This is a genomic window from Candidatus Nitrosopumilus sp. bin_7KS (genome assembly GCF_054095835.1).
Genome location: NZ_JBSWSO010000002.1, coordinates 118,283 through 138,640, shown reverse-complemented (window position 1 = coordinate 138,640; position 20,358 = coordinate 118,283). Strand labels below are relative to the sequence as shown.

The 20,358-nt window shown below is 34.9% G+C and carries 20 protein-coding genes; 15 read left to right on the top strand and 5 right to left on the bottom strand.

All coding sequences use genetic code 11. The annotated features are described in order from the left end of the window. Positions 1-2 precede the first annotated feature (2 nt). Genes ACW9W4_RS01105 through ACW9W4_RS01090 form a run of 4 tightly spaced genes read left to right on the top strand, consistent with a single transcriptional unit; the run spans position 3 to position 2,702 of the window. Positions 3-533, top strand: a complete 531-nt coding sequence (locus ACW9W4_RS01105; RefSeq protein ID WP_457760698.1) for a hypothetical protein — start codon at positions 3-5, stop codon at positions 531-533. Then, entirely contained in the window at positions 530-1,192 is a 663-nt protein-coding gene (locus ACW9W4_RS01100; RefSeq protein ID WP_457760697.1) for a hypothetical protein, read from the top strand. The genes ACW9W4_RS01105 and ACW9W4_RS01100 overlap by 4 nt, the downstream gene beginning before the upstream one ends. Beyond that, on the top strand, positions 1,189-1,641 hold the full coding sequence (locus tag ACW9W4_RS01095; RefSeq protein WP_457760696.1) for a hypothetical protein: 453 nt from the start codon (positions 1,189-1,191) through the stop codon (positions 1,639-1,641). The genes ACW9W4_RS01100 and ACW9W4_RS01095 overlap by 4 nt, the downstream gene beginning before the upstream one ends. A 2-nt stretch (positions 1,642-1,643) precedes the next feature. Then, a complete protein-coding gene (locus ACW9W4_RS01090; RefSeq protein ID WP_457760695.1) occupies positions 1,644-2,702 on the top strand; it encodes a cupredoxin domain-containing protein in 1,059 nt (352 codons plus the stop codon). A 355-nt stretch (positions 2,703-3,057) separates the two neighbouring features. On the opposite strand, the gene ACW9W4_RS01085 is transcribed toward ACW9W4_RS01090, so the two are convergent. Beyond that, the gene (locus ACW9W4_RS01085; RefSeq protein WP_457760694.1) at positions 3,058-3,210 is read right to left on the bottom strand and encodes a hypothetical protein; all 153 of its coding nucleotides are present in this window, start codon (positions 3,208-3,210) and stop codon (positions 3,058-3,060) included. A gap of 90 nt (positions 3,211-3,300) precedes the next feature. Between ACW9W4_RS01085 and ACW9W4_RS01080 the strand changes: the two genes are divergently transcribed. From ACW9W4_RS01080 to ACW9W4_RS01060, 5 genes are all read left to right on the top strand, one after another. Then, a complete protein-coding gene (locus ACW9W4_RS01080; RefSeq protein ID WP_457760693.1) occupies positions 3,301-3,927 on the top strand; it encodes an ArsR family transcriptional regulator in 627 nt (208 codons plus the stop codon). Beyond that, entirely contained in the window at positions 3,924-5,153 is a 1,230-nt protein-coding gene (locus tag ACW9W4_RS01075; RefSeq protein ID WP_457760692.1) for a serpin family protein, read from the top strand. Before ACW9W4_RS01080 ends, ACW9W4_RS01075 begins: the two co-directional genes overlap by 4 nt. Positions 5,154-5,231: 78 nt before the next feature. Beyond that, positions 5,232-6,926: a hypothetical protein gene (locus ACW9W4_RS01070; RefSeq protein WP_457760691.1), complete on the top strand. Its 1,695-nt coding sequence runs from the start codon at positions 5,232-5,234 to the stop codon at positions 6,924-6,926. 7 nt (positions 6,927-6,933) lie between these two features. Further along, a complete protein-coding gene (locus tag ACW9W4_RS01065) occupies positions 6,934-7,665 on the top strand; it encodes a hypothetical protein (RefSeq protein WP_457760690.1) in 732 nt (243 codons plus the stop codon). Continuing rightward, positions 7,662-8,339 (top strand): CFI-box-CTERM domain-containing protein, encoded by a 678-nt coding sequence (locus ACW9W4_RS01060; RefSeq protein ID WP_457760689.1) that lies wholly within the window; start codon positions 7,662-7,664, stop codon positions 8,337-8,339. Before ACW9W4_RS01065 ends, ACW9W4_RS01060 begins: the two co-directional genes overlap by 4 nt. Before the next feature lie 90 nt (positions 8,340-8,429). Here ACW9W4_RS01060 and ACW9W4_RS01055 read toward each other — a convergent pair whose 3' ends face one another. Beyond that, positions 8,430-9,668 (bottom strand): MBOAT family O-acyltransferase, encoded by a 1,239-nt coding sequence (locus tag ACW9W4_RS01055; RefSeq protein ID WP_457760688.1) that lies wholly within the window; start codon positions 9,666-9,668, stop codon positions 8,430-8,432. 266 nt (positions 9,669-9,934) lie between these two features. Then, a complete protein-coding gene (locus tag ACW9W4_RS01050) occupies positions 9,935-11,968 on the bottom strand; it encodes a pentapeptide repeat-containing protein (protein WP_457760687.1) in 2,034 nt (677 codons plus the stop codon). A 164-nt stretch (positions 11,969-12,132) separates the two neighbouring features. On the opposite strand from ACW9W4_RS01050, the gene ACW9W4_RS01045 reads away from it, so the two are divergent. The 6 genes from ACW9W4_RS01045 to ACW9W4_RS01020 all read left to right on the top strand — a co-directional run bounded on the left by ACW9W4_RS01045 (position 12,133) and on the right by ACW9W4_RS01020 (position 19,180). Then, positions 12,133-14,199: a hypothetical protein gene (locus ACW9W4_RS01045; protein ID WP_457760686.1), complete on the top strand. Its 2,067-nt coding sequence runs from the start codon at positions 12,133-12,135 to the stop codon at positions 14,197-14,199. Then, a complete protein-coding gene (locus ACW9W4_RS01040) occupies positions 14,189-15,253 on the top strand; it encodes a hypothetical protein (protein ID WP_457760685.1) in 1,065 nt (354 codons plus the stop codon). The genes ACW9W4_RS01045 and ACW9W4_RS01040 overlap by 11 nt, the downstream gene beginning before the upstream one ends. After that, positions 15,250-16,455, top strand: a complete 1,206-nt coding sequence (locus ACW9W4_RS01035) for a hypothetical protein (protein WP_457760684.1) — start codon at positions 15,250-15,252, stop codon at positions 16,453-16,455. The genes ACW9W4_RS01040 and ACW9W4_RS01035 overlap by 4 nt, the downstream gene beginning before the upstream one ends. Positions 16,456-16,458: 3 nt before the next feature. Beyond that, complete coding sequence (locus tag ACW9W4_RS01030) at positions 16,459-16,773, top strand: hypothetical protein (protein ID WP_457760683.1); 315 nt, start codon at positions 16,459-16,461, stop codon at positions 16,771-16,773. 517 nt (positions 16,774-17,290) lie between these two features. Beyond that, complete coding sequence (locus ACW9W4_RS01025; protein ID WP_457760682.1) at positions 17,291-18,094, top strand: hypothetical protein; 804 nt, start codon at positions 17,291-17,293, stop codon at positions 18,092-18,094. Positions 18,095-18,103: 9 nt separating this feature from the next. Continuing rightward, positions 18,104-19,180: a glutamyl-tRNA reductase gene (locus ACW9W4_RS01020; protein ID WP_457760681.1), complete on the top strand. Its 1,077-nt coding sequence runs from the start codon at positions 18,104-18,106 to the stop codon at positions 19,178-19,180. A 5-nt stretch (positions 19,181-19,185) separates the two neighbouring features. Here the strand turns inward: ACW9W4_RS01020 and ACW9W4_RS01015 are convergent, their stop codons facing one another. Both ACW9W4_RS01015 and ACW9W4_RS01010 read right to left on the bottom strand, forming a co-directional pair. Further along, positions 19,186-19,353 carry a DUF1059 domain-containing protein gene (locus ACW9W4_RS01015; protein ID WP_457760680.1) on the bottom strand — a complete coding sequence of 56 codons (168 nt, stop codon included), beginning with the start codon at positions 19,351-19,353 and terminating at the stop codon, positions 19,186-19,188. 104 nt (positions 19,354-19,457) lie between these two features. Then, the gene (locus tag ACW9W4_RS01010) at positions 19,458-20,300 is read right to left on the bottom strand and encodes an FAD-binding oxidoreductase (protein ID WP_457760679.1); all 843 of its coding nucleotides are present in this window, start codon (positions 20,298-20,300) and stop codon (positions 19,458-19,460) included. Positions 20,301-20,358 lie beyond the last annotated feature (58 nt).

Genomic DNA, 20,358 nt, shown 5'->3' with positions numbered 1-20,358 from the left:
AAATGAACTTTGGAAAAAAACTTGCAATCATTGGTTTGATAATTTTTGGAGTGGGGGTACCTTCAACTGCCATATCCATGTCTTCCCCCCTGTTTGATCCGCCTTTTGGAATGCAGTATGGGGCTACAATAGACGGAATAGTGCTTTATCCCAATGAAGACAAAAATATCAAGCATACTTTTCGTGGTCATAATCCAGTTTTAGTTAGTTTTGAGGTCAATCCACAAGAAATACCGTATAGTGTGATCGTTACAAATTACGAATGGTCAAATGAGGTATTAAATACAATTGAGTCTGGTTCTACAGAACACAAAATAGATTATGCACGTGTTGGTACATATGATTTTGACTTTGTTAATCTAGGTGATGATGAACTGTATCTTTCCATAGAAATCAAAGATGCAAAATATGATGAATTTGAAACTCTACACCAATTTACTTTACCCATGATGATTTACATTTACTATACTGTATTTTTTGGTGGGATAATCATTGGTAGTATTGGCATTATCGTTTGGAAAAGGACAAAATGAAAACTAGAACCTTGGCAATCATTGTTGCTGCAATTGTGATTGCATCTGTAATGTCTTGGTCGTTTTATACAATCTATGATTCTTCATACGATGTGTTCATTTCATGTACTCCAAAACACGAACAAATTAACGACAAGTGTGTATTGCTAAAGCCAGAACAATACTGTACAGACTGGTGTGATCTAGAAGAACTATCTGATTTGGGATGTGGTGGACCTGTACTTGATTATATTTACAGACATACAAATCTGTTTGATGAGAAATTTGATAATACTTTCTATTATCGTAATGCTATGGGATTGCCTGATGGCGTATCTGAAAAACAATTTGAAGTATGTGAAGACATTGTTCATAAAAAACGAATCTTAACTGATTCTGGAAAAATAAATCCTGAAAAAGATATTCCGATATTTTTTGAAGTGATGCTTATGGAACAAGGTATTGAATGGATTATGCCACAAAGAGAATGGAATAATCATACTTTCGAGATAGAACCACCTGCTCGAATCTGTTCTGAAATACTTTATTCAAATGGAACAAACGCGTTTCTTTCAACAGTTTTTCAAACTCATTATACGTTATCAAACATGACTTTTCACAACTCACTACCTGAAGATTGTGTAAAGGTTCTACCCGTAACAAAGTATGGAAGAAAATGAAAAAATATTTCATTCCCATTATTGTTCTTGTTGGATTAGTTTCATCTTTTCCGATACTTTTTTTGTATAGTAGTGAGATTGGAATAACCCCGTATTACGAAGGAATTGAAATTAGGATTGATAAAGAACATACAAAAGTTTTAGATCAAAATTATGATGAATATCCAATTTACGTACTAATGAAAGAAGATTTTGTTCAAGTTCCGCAAGTTAAGGAAATGCTGGACATTTTATTAAAACAAAAATTTACCGACACGCGTGAAGGTTTTTCACATTATGGAGAGTATAACAAAGAATATTGGATTAATACTGACTCTGAACAAATAAGCATTGGCACAGGATTATCAGATATGGATATGGATAGATATGAAAATTGGAAAAATAGTAAATCGGGTTTTTTGTTTGAATATGAGGGAAATATTTTTGGAATCGCGTTTTGGATTAGTTGATAATGAAAACTAGACTATTGATAATAATTGGAATCATTGGTATCGCTATTCTTCTGGGCATAGTTGTTCCAAATTATTGGTTAGAGTTTGATGACTATTCTATTTTTTTATGTGAAAGATGGTTTGATAGTCACTATCAATGCAATACAATTTGGATAGATCCTCAATGTAATTTGCCTGGAAGTGGATGTATTTTTCCAAAACAAACACCTTTTGAACAATTTCTGGAGAAAAAAGCAACTACAGTATTTAATCTAAAATTAGATGATTACAGAATAATTTCAGAAGTACATGTTGCATATCCTGCATACTCGACTGGACTTCACAAATCCTTTGTGACTCAGGCAGTTGAAGTAAATGGCAGTGATGTTACTCGTTATTATTTGTCAACTACTTTTATTCCCGATGATTCCTTGGATGAAATTGATGTCGAAATTTATAAAATAATTTCTGAAAAATGTGATCTTAGCATCATTAGTACGGGGAGTGAATGTGAATCAAAATATCTTGATACTATAGAACCAAAACCTCGTTCTTCATTTGGTGCGTGGACTAATGAAAATTCTAATAAACCCACTTCTACTGTAACGATTCTACGAGGTGCAGTTATTGAGGAAAACAAAGCCTTGGATACTGAAGTGATTGTTGTCGTATTGGGAATAAACAACACTGTAACATGGGTTAATCGTGATGATGTAATGCATGCATTCTCTAGCAGTTATGAAAATAATCTATGGTGGACTGGATTGCTAAAACCCGGAGACTCATCATCTGTGACATTTAACGATACGGGAATTTTTAGTTATCATGGAACTCCTGGTCCTTGGATTACGGGTACTGTGGTTGTTGTACCTGATAACTATGATGAATCCTCCTTGCCTTCTTCTAAGGATTATGATTTTGAAAAAATACGTATGAGCAATGCTTGTAGTGAAAAACATTCCTTTTGTTTTGGTGTTTTTGAAAACGGAACTCAGATTATGACTCAATGTGATTTTCCTATACATGGTTGCAGTCCTGTTTATTTTGATAGTTATGTAGAGGAAGAAAATGAAAACTAGGCTTTTGATAATAATCACAATCTCAATAATAATTGCGGTATTGCTTGCGACAAATTTTTTTATGAACATATACCATTTTGGAAATTATCTGAAGATAGAGGATGACTACATCATTTCTTGCATGTCAGAAGACAATACACAGTTTTGTGACAATACGTCAGTTAGGATAATGGAATGGTTTGGTTTCATATAGATTGGAGAAGTAATAATGAAAACTAGATATAACATTTCCGTTATCATTATCATGCTATTTTATTTTGCTCCATTCTTAAAATGCAAAGAAACACGTTATCCAAAAAATACCCTACATTACAGGTATACTTTTTTGGGAAAACTTTTGCAGGTTGAAAATAACTCAGAGAAGACTTGCCAGAACGAATCCGCCAATACCTATTGCGACACTTGCAATGCCAATCACACATGTTGTTTTTTCACAACCACATGGCTTTGCATCTGACTGCGCTGTGTCGTCTCTGAATGTATTTTGCTCTTTTATGGTTTGACTCATAGTTGTACTTGTGCTATTTTGCAAATAAGGCTTTGCTACAATCAGGATTGAACCAAAAGTTATAAACAAATCAGACCAACCCAGAGATTCATGGGAGCAAGCAACGAGAAAGTAAACACGCAAAGATCTGCAGAATGTGAAAAAGATGACATCCAGATTTTTCCAACAGATGATGACCGATTGAAATTGCTAGGTGAGATTTTCAGCAATGAGTCAAGCAGGAAAATTCTGACACTGCTTTTAGAAAAGGAACTAACTGTAATGGGAATCTCAAAAGATTCTGGATTTTCTTCCAATCTTATAATTCATCATCTCAAGAAAATGGTTGACACTGACGTTGTCACAATAACAAAAGAATCCACAAACAGTCGCGGTCGTCCCTTGAAATTTTACCGTGCAAAGCCTGCAATAGTTATTCTATCAAAAGATGCTGCAAATCGTGCTAGCTCCAGCAAGTCATTGAAAAAGACATTGGGCAAAATTACCAGATTCACCGCTATTGGGTTGACAGGAGTGGTTGCATGGATTCTTGCATACTCTCCACAGGATCCTCTCGAGTCTGCAGCCAAATACCCACGACCTATACTGCCTCACTATATGACTCCCATAGAACCACAAGTGCAATCAGGAGAGTTTGTCTTTGCAATACTCATAACTGCAAGTGTGATGTTTGCAGGATTCTTGATTACTCGCATGATTAAGAGGTTCAGAAAATGAAAACTAGAATTATGATACTGCTTATTGTAATTATTTCGGCAAGCATTACTGCAATCATTGCATCAACTGTATTGTACAGCTCAAGCAATACTGATGGTGAGAAAAAATTCCTTGAGGAAAATAATACATTAAACTCAAATGATTTTGGTTTCAAATTCTACAAACACCTATCTGATTCTGATGATAACCTATTTTTCTCACCTATTAGCATCGATATTGTCTTTGCAATAATCTATGAATCTGCTCAAGGCGAGACTAGGGAAAACATGCATCAATTATTTGAGTTTGAACAAGATGATGAGAAAAGACGGTTATCTTACAAAAACACCATTCAAAACCTAAACCAGAAAAACCCCGACTTTGAACTAAATGTCAAAAACGGAATATGGGTTTCAGATCGGCATGAGCTAAACCCCGAATATGCAAAAATAGTGACAAATGATTATGGTGCATCCTCACAAAATGTTGATTTTGTCTCCAATCAGGGAATTCAAACCATAAACCAGTGGGTTAAAGAAAACACCAACGGCAAAATTGAAAAAATTTTTGAAGACGATAGCACTGGACCTCTAACTTTGATGGCGGCAACTAACACAGTTTACTTTAACGGATTATGGGAAAAGCAATTTCCTGCTGGAATGACCTATGAAAGGAAATTTTTCGTAACTCCTGACAATGTACAAATGGTAGACATGATGAAGATCAAAAACCACCATTTTAATTATTATGAAGACGATGCAGTAAAAATTGTTGAGCTTCCTTACAAGGGGAACAGTGCATCCATGTATCTTTTGCAATCCTTTGAGATGCATCTGATAAAACAGTTAGAAGACAGTCTTACTGAAAATTATTTTAATGAACTAAAATCCAATCTATCTGAAAAAATGGTATCAGTAATCATGCCAAAATTTTCAATGGAGATGGATTACAATCTCAGGGATATTCTAACAGAAATGGGCATGATTCATCCGTTTTCTGAAGAATTAGCTGATCTAGGCGGAATGGCAAATTATCCAGGCATCTTCATAGATGAGGCAGTTCACAAGACTGCAATTGATCTTCATGAATTAGGAACAGAGGCTGCTGCTGCAACTGGGGCAACGGGTGAGTTGCAATCAGGTTCTCCATACACGTTTTATGGTAATCATCCTTTTGTCTATGTTATACAAGACCATGAAACTGATCAAATATTGTTCATTGGAAGATTTGTAAATCCTGATCACTAAAACTGAGGAGTGGAAAATGAAGACTAGATCTAAAACATCAGAAGCATTTTTCAATGACAGGCTGAGATTTCACATTGTATGAAGTATTTTGTAATTTTTCTGATTTTGGTTAGTTTTACAGTTTTTGTTCCTTCTGCTTTTGGAAGTTGTATTTCACTACCTTGTGATGATGCCAACATAAATCTTGGAGAGCCAAACTATAGATTCATTGATTTTTCATATCAAAATAAGGTGGGGGAACCAATCATGTTCATTTTGGAAAGAATCGAATATGGGGATTGTACTTCATTTAATGCAGAAATAATTGATGAAGATGGTAATTCTGTATGGGGTGAGGGTTCTTACGCTCTGTGTGATCCAAATAAGACTCCTAATTTGATTACCTCACAAATCAAAATTGGTTTTAATGAGGACAATCTAGTAACTATTGACAAATCTGGAAAATATACCATCAAAGTGCAAATTGATGGTGGAAGCATTGAAAGAGAATTTGTATCTCACCACACCATTTCTTCATTTTCACTTGATCGTACAGTCTATCCAGTTACGTGGACATTTAATCCGTTAAAGCAATTTGATTCTGGTGTTCCTTTTGACGAAATATACTGTAAACATGGTTTAGTGTTGGTTCAAAAACATGATGGTTCTCCTGCATGTGTAACGGAACTAACAAAACAGAAACTTATTGAGAGAGGATGGGCAGTGACTGTTCTCACATCTGAAGACTTTGCCAAGCATTCTACTTTGCACGATGGCAAAAAGAATGTCTCAAAAATGCATGTGCTGTATTCTGTCAAAAAGCCGCTTGGCTCTTTTGAAACAAACTCGTTTCACCCCATACACTATCAGAATTGGGACTATGACTTTCTTTGGAAGGCATCCAGATACGGCGCAACGTATCTGACTGATGACGAAAAGTACCATTACCAAAATGTTCTAAAGCCCAACGGCACTAATTTTGCAATGACAAATCACAAGGGGCCAAGTTATTACGAGATGACGCTTGCAGAGGAATACCTTCCAGTAGAGTCTGATCTTATCAAATTTGCAGAATACCCCTCAGACGTCATTGAAAAGTATGGCGATGACATGCTAAGTCACAATTTGGGCAGTACTGGCTTTGATGAAGAATCCGAAGATTTGTGGATTGATGCAATGCAAAAGCCCTATGAATGGACTGAGGTTACAGAGCGTGGTGGTGCCTTTGCTTACAATAGGATAGGCTCGGTTCCTTATTTCCAAATGGCTGACGGGACATGGGTGCAACTGTATTATCTTGGGCCTCGCATGAACAATCATAGTTTGTTTGAACTGTATGTTCATGGATATGGTTCTGACTTTCCGCTTGAGCAATTTCCAGAGCAAGCAGGTTACTTTCCCCCCGAATCCGACGTTGTAATCCGTGACCGCGAGGGCTCAGTCTCACTGACAATTAGCGTCTCTGACTGGGAAGAATACAAGCAGTTCCGAACTGAAAAAAACTCAGATTATCCTCCCCCAATCAAGGTTACAGATGATAACATGCATTTCGTGTATTTTGACATGCTGTTGGAACTGAATACTCCTGAAGGATTTGCAGAAGTTCCTGGCAGACCCAGCGAGTACAGAAAGAACATCGACAAGGACTATCCAATTTCCAGCCATGACGACATCTATGACTGGCTAAGACTGGAATCCGGAAAACAGTACGGCTATTCTGCAGGTGGAGATTTTTCGCCATTTTTTGAATATCGGGACAGACTATACAGGATATCTTCTGCAATTATTGATTGAGTAGAAAATGAAAACTAAATTTCTGATAATAATATCGGCAATCATTGCATTTGCTATTATTTCATTTGCCATGCCAAATCTATCCAAAGTTTATGGCAGTTGTGAAATGGTGCAAGCTGGAACATTACAATTTGCCATAGGTTATCAATACACCAACGGTCTTCTTTACATTGATAATGCTGAGTGTACTTGGAAGTTATTTGGTGTCATTCCAATAGTAAGCCTACTATCAGAAGGAATTAATTTTCAGAACTTTAGCATATTTCAATTTGTGCATGCTGATTGTAATGTCAATACTGATTGGCTCGATGCACCGTGCTTTGATATGTGGCCCGTACCCAAATCTGAAGTTAAATCTGCATGGGAGCAATATTACAATTACAAAGGAACAGAATGGATGGAGATTAAAAAAAGCGAAATGAACTATGCCTTAGACAAAGGTATCCTGTATGAATGGATATACCATGGGTCCCAATTTGGAAATCAAGAAAACTATAATGTTTACTTCTATTATTTCATCAATGATGAGGCCCCTGCAATTGGGGATTATCCTGAATCAATGTTCAAAAAAGAAGATGGGGTTCCAAATGCACCAAGATACTCTGATTCTAACAAGGACAGTTTTGAAGTAATCATCACATATTATTACATCAGTGTTGGGGGATTGCTTGTATTGCTTCCTGTCCTTGCAAGTGTTGGTGTTGTAGCATTTTTGATTTACAGGAGAATTGGAAAATGAAAACTAGACTTTTGATAATTGTTGCATTTGCTGTGATTCTGTCTTTCTCTTCACTCACGACTGTTTTAGCTACTCAGTTTCTAGTTGATACAACTTTGCATCCCGAATCAGATGAATCTAGAGAACAATTGGAAAGATATTGTACATTACAGGATAAACCAATTCTAAAAGATGATTTATTCCATAACAATTCAACTCATTTTCTTTCATCTGAAACTTGCACATGGTTAGAAATACCTGTATGTGGTAAAGGAACAGCATTTGTAGATGGTTCTTGCCATGTTTTAAAATTGCAAACAACTCATGGTGATTGTTTGATAGCTACTGCATCATATGGCTCAGAATTGGCACCACAGGTACAAATGCTTAGAGAAATTAGAGACAATACATTACTGAATACAAAATCTGGACAAATATTCATGAGTGGCTTTAACTCAATCTATTACTTGTTTTCTCCAACAATTGCACAATGGGAAAATGAAAACCCTGTTTTCAAGGATGCAGTGAAACTATTCATCACTCCTATGATTACAACACTGTCGATAATGACTTTGGCAGAAGAAGATTCAGAATTTGATGTTTTGTTTTTTGGAATGTCTTCTATAGGATTAATTGTTGGAATGTATGTTGTTGCTCCTGTTGTTTTAGTTTGGAAGATTAGAGATACAAAATGAAAACTAGAATATTGATAATAATCTGTTAAGATCTGTCCCTTTACAAGAATTATTTTGAAACTCGTTGATGTTGATTATTTTTAATAAATTTTAGAACTTGAAATAAATAAAATCTTGTGGAGTGCCATTATACAATGCCAAAATCATTACTGCAAACAATATCATAACCAATGTCCATTTTCTCAGAGACAAATTAGATGCTAATTGATGAATATTTTTCTTGTATGATATGATACATGTTATGACAAAAAGAACAATCAAGAATACAGATATTTTATTTGAGGACATTAACTCTAGTGTTTTCTCTGTAGCAAAATCTATCAAGACATATTTTTGCATAGAGTACAACATAAAATCAAAATTTTGAACTCTAAATGGAATCCATGCTAAAAATATAAAATATTGTACAGATAAAATTGATATGATTTTACCAATTCGAGTACTAAAAAATGGATGTAACGTGAATTGAGGAATTTTATTTCCAAGAAATTTAGATGCTGCAAGATATATCCCATGTAGTAATCCCCATACTACAAAATTCCATGCAGCACCGTGCCAAATTCCGCCCACGATCATCACTGCAAACAAATTTCCATATGCTCCCACTGATGATTTCCTATTGCCTCCAAGTGGTATGTACAGATAATCTCGTAGCCATGTTGATAAAGAGATGTGCCATCGCTTCCAAAAATCTCTTGGAGATATTGCAAAATAAGGACGGTTGAAATTCACTGGGATTTTAAAGCCCAATACTGTGGCTATTCCTATGGCAATGTCAGTGTATCCTGAAAAATCGGCATAGATTTGAATTCCAAATCCTATGGTGCCTAAAATGATTGAAAATGACTCCAATCCCATGGGATTTGCAAATATTTCATCTACCATGGGTGCAATGTTATCTGCAAAAAACATTTTTTTTACAAACCCAAATCCCATTATTGTAATTCCTAGTTTGAGGTTGTTGGGTTCTATTGAAATTATAGATAATTGTATCTTTTTACCTATCTTTGTTGTGGATTCTAAAACTGTCTTTGTATTTTTAATTTTTTCTCTTAGTTGAGGCAAGAAATCACTGGCACGTAAAATTGGACCTGCAACTAACTGTGGAAAAAATGCAACATAAAGTGCAAATTCCTTAAATGATTTTGATGGTTCAAGTTTTCCTCGATAAACATCTATGGTGTAACTGATTGTCTGAAATGTATAAAATGAAATACCTATTGGCAGTGCAATGTGAAGAAACTCTATCTGATCAGATAGGTTAAAGTAATTTCCAAAAAAGTTAAACTGTGCAATTGCAAAATCAGCATATTTAAAAAATCCAAGCAATCCAATGTTTCCAACAAGGCTTACAATTAGCAGAATTTTTTTCTGTGCTGAATTATTGTTTTGCTGATATATTTTTTTGGCTATGTAAAAATCCAGAATGGTGGAGAAAATTAATAGCGTAACCAAGTAGTTTGATGAATAATAAAAAAAGAAATAGCTTGCAACTAGCAAAAATAGGTGTTGATAGCTGCGGTTTTTAATTACAACTATTGCAGATACAACTAGAATGAAAAAGACAATGAACTCAATTGTATTGAAAAGCATTCTTATCGTGTCCTTTCATCACAAATCAGATTATCTAGACATTGCAAGTATGCACCATCAAGAATTGCTCCGGTAAAATTAGCAAATTGTACCTTGGTTCCTGTAAAATTTGCTCCAGTCAAATTAGAATTCACAAACTGGGCTGCAATAAAATCTGCTAAAGAAAAATCAGCATTAGTTAAATTTGCATTTTCAAAATTGGCATGTTTTGCATTTATTTGTGAGAATTGTGCGTTTGGAATGTTTGTAAAACTCAAATCAGTTGCAAGCAATATAGCTCCACTCAAGTCCGATGTTGAAAGATCTACTCCAGAGAGATCAGAGAATGTAAATTCTGAGCCCTTAAATGATGTGTTTGTAAGATTTGCACCTGTCAATACAACACCTGATAAGTCCAAAAATGACATGTCAAAATTACTGAGATTGGACTCAATCAGTTTTGTGCCTGTAAACCTTGTTTTGTTGTCAATTTGAGCTCCTCTAAAATCCGTCATGGATAAATCAGCACTTGAAAAATCAACATTTGAGATTTGAGAATTACTGAAATTTGCACTTAACAGGTTTGCTCCTGAAAAATCAATGTTTGTTATGTTGAGATTTGAGAAATCTACTCTCATAACGAGCGAATGCCTCAAATCAATATCTGACAATGTTGCGTTTGTAACGTCTGCAAATATCAGATTGGCACCATTCATCGACGTGTTGGTGATTTTTGTGTTGGTTAGATTTGCAAAATACATGTTTGCCCCGTTTAATACCGTATCAGTGAAAATAGAGTATGAAAAATTAACCTGTTCGAGATTTGCCTGAGTAAGATCACTACCAATAATTTTCTTTCTAGATATGTTTTCTTTTGCAAGATCAACTCCAGAAAGATTTAGATTTTCCAGGGATGGGAGATTGTTTATTTGTTCTTTACTCATGTTTTCACTTGGTAGTTTCCCATATTGAAATTCGGATAGATTTTGTGTTGTGTGGTCTCTTTTATTGTCTATGATGTTTAATGTAAAAAATGCAAATTCTTCACTATATACAGACGACTCTGGGCTAGCTGCTACATGGGTTGCATCATAAAAAATGTCAAGATTTTTGTATCTATCCAAAAAGGAATAGAGTTCCACATTGGAACTGTTTGTAGTCTTGTACAATCCTGTAAAATAATGCCGGATTGTAAGATCAGACAGTACATCAAGGTATGGCCCGCTGTATGGTGCCACAAAAACCTTTACGTCGATATTTTCCTCTTGCAATCTTTCCAGAATTATTCCGAGATGACTCAATTCATCTTTATTCGTATCCTCACAATAACCAAAAACCCTGTGTTTTATTTTTTCTTTTAATATTTCATTTGAAACAATCTTGTTTACGCCCCCCTGTTTTTTTAATTCTGTATAATTTTTATTGAGAAACGACTCTGTGCGGATGTCTTTTTGATATAATGCATTGTTCAATAGTGAAACAGTTGCAAACTTTGGTTCTACAAAGTCTGGAAATATGTGTACTGTATTCCTTTTGATTTCATTTTTTATTATTGCCAGTGGTTCAAAATAGTTTGTATCATAGGATGTATCTGTGATTTTTATTTTGTTTGGCGTCTCTTTTCGCATGTTCCAAAATGCATCATAGTTGAGTGGCAAGCAGTTTGTCATGCCTGGAGAAAAAGTGTCGTATCCAAACTCCCTCATTCCAATCCCGTATAAGACTAAATCTGGGTCTATGTCTATGATTTCTTGAATCTGAGTGATTCTTTCAGTTGGCCTATCTCCATCTTCGGTAAGGTTGTATACCTCATAATCCATAAATCCGTGCTCTGCCAAATACCTGTCAATACTGGTAAAATTCAGGACATCGACTGAACTTGCACCTAATACTAGAATTTTCTTTTTGTTAAAATCAACACCGTCAAAATTGCCTTCAACATCCAAAGTCGGTGTTGTATATGTTTCAAACAATGTTAGATATATGAATATGATTGAAAATGAGACACTCAGTATTAGAAAACATGCAATTCCAAGACTTTGATTTGGCATTATCATAATTTCTGATTTTAATACTCGTTATTAGAGGTTACATGATATTGGAAATTTATTTTAATATTTTCTAAATTTCAAATTTATTTATTCAAAATTTACCGATACAGATCTCAGATTTTCACATGCAATAGAATCTTTTATGAACACATGAATCTAAAACAAAGAAAATGAGGATTAGATTTTTTATAATTATTGGCTTGATCTCTATTGCTGGATTGTTTGCGATTTCTCCTGCATATGCATTAGAATCTGATCCGTTAATTGCAAAAAATACTGATGGTGTTTCTGTATTTTCTGGGGTTGTTGGACAACCAATAATCTTTGAATCTATAATAACAAACAATGAAGAAGATACAAGAAATTTTGAAATTGCATTCTCTACACGTAATATGGACGACAAAATATTAGATCATCAAATACAGTCAATCAGTCTAAAATCTGATGAAACAATCACTGTTAGTTATCAATTTGTTCCACCTGAAGAAGGAAATTATGTTTCAGATATTTCTTATGGTGTTGTCCGGCTAATTGCAGATAAGATCACATTTTCAGCATTAGATGACGGTAAGACCTATTCAAAAAAGACAGTCGTGATATATTCTGACTCATCTGATGACTGTCTAGTTGCATGCATGGATCCTTCAGTGGTGAGTGTAGATGTTGGAACTGTTGTAGAACTACACAACATTACGCCTGATACACGCCGTATTTCAACTGGCATCTACATGGATGGTAAAGATGGAGGTAGTTGGAGCTCTGATGATAGATTTCATACTATGGTTGCTTCTGATAGAAAATCATCCTTTTTGTTTTCTCAACCTGGGCAATATCAATTATTTTTAGCCGAGCATAGATCAAGTGATGTAATCGGAACCATCCATGTCATGTCAGACGAATTCAGAGAAGCAGACAAGACCTCTAACATCTTAAACCAAATTATGAATGATAAAGATTCAGGAATTCCGGTTTCGTCTCTATACATCAATCCAAAAAATTCAGTGATAACTGTTGGAATTAATGACAAACACAATCCTCTTTTTACATTAGATGTCTACAAGACTATGATATACAAGCAAGTAGGAAACGTTTACCTTGACATAATATCTGATCATGATTCTTTTAAGACGGGATTGTGCGATGTAAATGATAAAGTTGCAGTAAAGGCAATGCTGGATAAAGATCCTGTAGTTAAACAATTCCTTCAACATTATCCGTCTGCAACCTTTGAACATTTTAAGACAGGTGATGAGCCGGGCAATCCTCGCACATATTCAGAATTCCATCACGGGAATTTTCTTTTGAGAGTTCTTGTTTTGACATATGACCAAAATGATGTATGCTATCCAGTATATGGTTATGTAGTAGACTATGATGATCCATCATCTGTATCAAAAGGACTGTTTGAAGACATGCATGTCAAATCTGATGGTGTCTCAAAACCAATTATTGAAATAAAGAAACTCTCAAAGCCTACCAATCAGATAAAATCTGGAATGTCTGCTGATGAAATACAATGCAAAGATGATTTAGTATTACTCCAAAAGTATGATGGTTCACCCGCATGTGTAAAGGAATCAACAAAAGAGAAACTGATTGAGAGAGGTTGGACTAGTGTGGATATTAACCATATGTTATCTTCAAGATATACGGGAATCTCGGATGTAGAAAAACTACTAGTTGAAAACAAAATAGATTATCTGCAAGACAAATTAGTTGTAACATCAGGGATTCACTTACGAGGGGATCCTGGTTGTGGAGGTGTGATGGATTCTGATTTTAATGTTCATTGGTTTGGAATTAATTCAATTTCGGCACCTACTGAGATCCGACTTTATTCAGAAAATCCACAGCAATGTAAAGTGAATACATCGTCTTGTTTTTGTAATGCACAAATGGAATTGGCTGCATTGACACTAGATGAATTGAATTATTTTACCATTAAGGAACAAGAAGAGTATGCAAATATTTTGATAGATTACATGTATGATGAAAACATAAACAGGACACCCAAATTCATGATTGGACAACACAATGTCAATTACACAAATCCTTCTGCGGTAGGTTACTGTGGAAAGATTTGGGGCACAAACACATACGGTTATTTCAACGGTGCAATCATCAACGGAAAAGTCGAGGATTATAAAATTTCAAAAGAGTTACCATTGCTATGTGCCATAAGTGATGATTCACAGTATTTTGGGAAGATGTTTGGAGAATTAAAAAATGAAAACTAGGCCTTTGATAATTGTTGGAATGCTCTCTGCAGGATTATTTCTTTTAACTCCGTCTGCATTTGCTGTCGAATCCTTTTCTGGAACATCAAGTTTTGAGAAAATTCCTTCGGAGATTTCTCGCCACTTTCCAACCACATTTGATATCAAACTACAGTATACTGTAGGCCCTTGGGCGCTTAGTGATGTGATTCCAGTAATTGAAATTTCTCCTAAAAATGCGGCATCGCATGTATCTTTTGATTTTGAACCCATATCTATACATAAAAATTCCATTGGAAGAATTCCTGTTACAATTACTGTAGATTCTGCAATAGAGTATGAGAAAATTTTTCTCAGCATGTCTTTTGAAGGAAATAATTCACATGCAGGCTTATTCAAGAGCGGATGGACTGACTCGTTGATTCTATCTCTTGGACCACGAGATGAGATTTCCCGTCAAGTAGATTATGAAAAAATTCCATGGGGTGAATTGGATGTAAAAAATGACGCTTCAATATTTACAAAAAATATGATGCCTCGTTCCATTGTGCAAGCAGGAGAACAGTTCTTTGTAGTGCAAAAGGTAGATTTTAGCGATGATAACTTTGCTGCAAATTCAACATTTAGTGCAGTTGTAGGATATGCATTTGACAAGGGAGACAAGATGACTCCCCTTCCAAAAGGAGAAAATGTAACTGATGCCCAACACCAAGAGTTTATAATGCAAATGAGAAAACAACACAACGAATTTTACCAAAACGCAGAGTTTGCAAAGTCATTTGAACTGAAGGTAAACTCTGACAAGCCATTTCTTGTAAAGTCTCCGTTTGTACTGGAAAAACCAGGAAAGTACACGCACCATTACTATGCCAAACTAAAGAATTCTCCTGCAACAACTGACTCTAACATTGGAGGCACTGTTGTAGTTGAAAAGTTCAGCAAGGCCATTTCTGGCACTGACTGCAAGAATGAAAGTCATAGTATGCTGATCAAGCATGATTACTCTGCAGTAGTGTGCGTCACGGGAGATACTGCCAGAGCTCTGATGGAACGGGGATGGAGTTTGGGAAAATGAAAACTAGACTCTTGATAATTGTTGGAATTGTGTTGGTTTCTTCTTCATTATTTTTAATCTCAAACTTATTTTCAAATGTGAACCAAACCGCTTGTGAAGAAGTGGATGGAAGATGGGCTACTGATCGTTGTATCATCAGACAAGAGGCATGGGATTTATTCAATATGACATGCGATCCTGGACCTGTTTTAGAAAATAACACTTGTTACAGTAATGGAATAAAATTTGTTTTTGAATCTTTTGTTGAATACATTCCAAATACAAGTCAGGTAAAAATAACAAGAGATCCTGCTTATGCCATTTGTTCGGATTTGGCATTAGATTGTGATCATGACAACTTTTCTACATCTTTTATGGGAATCAAAAAAGGGGGTGAGATAATCATACCTTTGTATCTTGAAGGTCGGGGACAAAATTATACGATACATCTAGATGCATATGCTGTTGAAAACCTTGATGGAAATTACATTAGAAACATCAAAGTTACAACAGAGAACAAGCCAGTTGACTATTCAGTAAATAAATACAACAAGATTGATCTGTTAGAGATTCCTCTGCCAATCAATGAAAAATATAATCAAGTAGATTATGGCAAACTGGGACATCTTGTTGTAGAGCATAACTTGAAATCTAAACTTGCAGAAGAGAACATAGAATACTCTAAAGGAAAGTATATTTTTCAAGAGGGATTAACACTGTCATCGTATCCGCCTTCTAGTGGCTATTGCGCATTTATAGAATCTGATGATGGGGAAGATTATTGGTATGAGGGGGGTTTCAGTAGAGATACTCTAACTAGATCTGAATTATATGATAGTAATCCCCATGCGTGCAAGCATAATGAATATTCATGCACATGTTCTATTGTAAAACAGCAGGTAATAGAGAATGTCGGTATCCTATCATATTTTGATAAAATAGAAGAAGAATTTGTTGGAAAGTTACTGCAAGATTATCTTGCAGAAACCAAAGTGTCTAATGTTTCAAATCAGTTTGTGGTGGGCAAGTATAACTTTGATTATGATGAAGATGTTGTTTCTTTTTGCGGAAAGTTTGTAGAGTCTGATATCAGAAATACGTTTGAAGGGACAATAAAAGAATCCAAGGTGACTAGTTTTAGCATGCGCCCTCCGATGGAACTATGTGCAATTAACGATGATGCAATAATTTATGAATTCATATATTTAGGAAATAAGAAATAGAAAATGAAAACTAAATTCTTATTCATCCTACTGGGAGCTATGATCACAGGTTCTGTGATATTTACATTGACTTCTGCATATGGTGTGTGTTTAATTGATCAAGAAAGTGGAAAACCTATAGAACCCTGTAAAGGTTTACCATACCCATCAACTGCTTCCCTTAAACAACAAATAGAACAAAAAACCTCTATAACTGAAATTACATGTCCAAATCCAGAGCATGTTCTTACTCAAAGGCCAAATAGTAATTTAGCATGTATTTTTCCAGAAACACAGGAAAAATTAAACTGGCAAATTATCTATTATATGATAAAATGATTTGTGTAGTTGCTGGTTTGGTTTTGTTTTAGTTTGGAAAAGAGGAAAACAGAAATGAAAAACAGGATAAATTAAAAATGTTAGAAAAACTGTTTCATACATTATGTAGATTTAGACTATTTCATGATTATCAAAAAAATGAAAAAGGTGAAGAACGTTGCACATTTTGTAATAAAGAAAGAAATTATGACAATGTTGGAGGATTTTTACCCTGACGACGACTAGGCTTTTGATCGGATCGATGAAATAAATGAGCTCATAAACCCTAACTATTTAATTCAATTATTGCTAATTCAGGTGAATTTTCATTCTTAGGCAAAAATCAGGCCTTAAATCAGTAGGGGTGTCAATTTGATTTAACCAATCCCGCCGAGGGCGCCATTATTTCTATTTCATACATTTAGGTATCATTTACATCGATCAAAATAAAATTTCAAGAAAATATTGTTGAAAAAGGAATAGACTATAGATGAATCTCACAAGAATATTAAAATTCAGGCAATTTTAGTAAATTTTGATGTCTGAGGAGAAAAAAGAATCTAAAGTTGAAGCAAAATCTACTGAAGATTTAACATCTAAAAAGTCATCTTCAGATGAAACTGTAAGTCCAGAAGCTAAAGTAACTGAAAAAGCAATATCAAAAACTGAAATTGCAGAAGAAGCAGTTGAAGAAGCAGAGATTGTTGTCAAAGATGCTCTTGATGAAGTTAAAGTTGCACAAGTTAAAGTGGCAGAAGAAGCAACATCAAAAGCAGAAGCTGCAGCTAAAGCAGTTGAAGAGGCAGAATTTGCAGTAAAAGAAGCTCTTGTTAAAGCAGAAGCCGCAAAAGCAGAAGCTGAAGCAGCAGCTGAAGAAGAATACAAAGCAATTGCAGCTGAAGTAAAAGCAGATGCTGCTGCAAAATCAGATTATACATTCAAGAGACAAGGTGAAGAAATTTTTAGACGTGATATGGGTGAGCCTGAATTTTGGTTAGATAAAGCAGATCGTTTTCCACGACCAATCCTTTCAGCAGATGAGCAAGAATCTCTCACTAGAGCTGCAGAGGTATATCATGATCATACTCCTGCTTATGTTCCTCAACATGTTCTTAGTCCCGAATTTGCTGGTGTTTCAAATTACGAGCGTGGCGTTGATTCATTCTTAGAAGAAATGAAACAGAAACTTGAACAATTAAAAAATAATCCTGATCCAAATGAAAAAGAAATTAAAGATACAGAGAATCAAATTATTTACTTGGAATCTTTACATGAGAATTTCTATTTAGGAATGAATGTTTTTAGAACTGCCAAAGGTGGTCGGGACAAGATTAACGCATAGGTGAATGATTTGAGTCAAATCTCTTTTGATGTAATGAATGCGCGAGTAACTTTCAAAAATATCCCTATTCATGCAATATCTAAATTTACTTTCAAAGATGTTCCTGCAGCATGTGCAGAATTTAAAAAAATACCTGGTGTTGAAGAATGTATTATAATTCAAACTGCAACTAGAGTTGAAATATTTACAGTAAGCAATGTTGAAACTGGTGACTCTCCTGATGCAAGAAGAGCAGAAGGTAAAACACTTGTTTTGAATCAAGTTAAAGATACTTGGGTATCTTTGTCCTCTTTAGAACAAATTGACATTGATCACTTTGATCAAACACTTGAAGTTTACAAAGGAGACGATGTGTACTTGAATCTCTTAAGACTCGCATCTGGATTGGATTCATTAGTTGTTGGATGGCAAAGTGTTTTTGATGATATTGTAAAAGCCTTAACAGATGCCAAGAATGCAGGTGTTTCCGGTAACATTCTCAATAAATTATTTGAAAGTGTTATTAGATTAGCTGCTCGAATGAGAGATACGACTGGTATTGCAAAAGATGTTGTCTCATTAGGTGATGTTGCAGTAAAACTCGTTGATGAAAAAGCAGGTCTTGATTCTAAAAAGAAAGTATTGATAATTGGTACTGGTGAGCCTGCAGCCATGCTTGCAAAAACTTTGAGTAAAAAAAACATTTCTTTTGATGTTGCAAGTAGAAGTTTAGAGCGTGCTACTGGATTTTCAACAATTCTTGGAGGAACTCCTGTTGATTTTAATGATGTTTTAATTGGATTTGATAAATACGACATTATTTTTGTTGCAACAACTTGTGATTATTTCTTAATCACATATGAAAGAATTCGATTAGTTATGGAGGAAAAGAAAAAAGGTACTCTCATTTTAGATTTATCAGAACCACGAACTGTTGATGAGGGAATTACAGCACTACCTGGAATCAAATTATTATTCAGAGATCAAATAGCAGAACTTTATGAAGAAAGTGTAAAAACTAGAATAGGTATTGTTCCTGCAGTAGAGAAAATCATAGAAAAAGAACTTCCTGTTTTATCTGCTAGAATGAAAAGATTGGATGCTTAAATTTCCTATATTCCTTGTTTTCTTAAGAGAAATTGCATAACTGCTTCTTTAGAGTAATCTATTCCATGCTCTTCATCTGTATGTTTTCTAAATTCTTCAATAACTGACTCTGTTTCTCCTTCAGCTACAAAATCACACTCAAACCCATAATCATTACACTTGAGTTTTGTCATATCTTTGTGAAAAATTATCAATATAAAAATCCACAGGTAAGTTATTTGAAATGAGTTACATCAGAAATCTCTGAGTGAAACATTGACTACAACTAATTGAATTTTTATCCGTATGATTCAAACTTGATACCAAAACTTCCATCAGGTTTCTTTTCATGCTCAGTAACAAATCCTTTAGGACCTAGGTGTTCAATTACCCCATCAATGGTTCCTTGATATCCGCAAATATAGATAATAGTATTATCGGGCGTTAATTCTTCTCCTACCATTTCTTCTACTGGTGAAAGTCCAGATTTTTTATCAGGCTGGAAGAATGATTCAACTCTGCCTACATGACCGCTCCAAGATCTATTGAAAAATTCTTTTGGTCTACTAATTGCTGCTCTATATCTAAAATTCCATTTATCTCTACCTCTTTTCTCACTTTCTAATTCTAAATCTGTCAATAGTCGTTTGTAGCTTAACTCATCAACATAACTTGCCCCATGAAGAACAATTACTTCTCGTTTATCATTGGTATCGTGAAAATGCTTTGCAAATGCAATGAATGGTGCTAATCCTGTACCTCCACCTACACAAATTATTCTTCTGTTATCTTTTTGTCCGTTAGGTAGCTTGTCACTAATTTGCAATGCTGCTCCAGTTGGATCTCCAAGAGATACTTCATCACCAACACTTAGATAAAACAATTCAGTAGTTACACGACCTGGAAGTGGTTTTCTTACCCATCTAATTACAAATTCAAAATAATCTCTATTTTCTGCATGTGATGCAATAGAATATGCTCTTCTGACAACTTTTTTTTCTGCAGGAATTGGAAGACCTATTGTCAAAAATTGACCTGTTTTGTATTCTGGCATTCCTTTTTCTGGAACTAATCTGATAATTACAAGATCCTCTTTAAGTAACTCCCTATAGACGACCTTTGCTTTCATCTCAGTTACCATACAAGAAGTTTTTTCTTGACTTTGGTTAAATATATTTCTCTTAGTATTTCACTTGAAA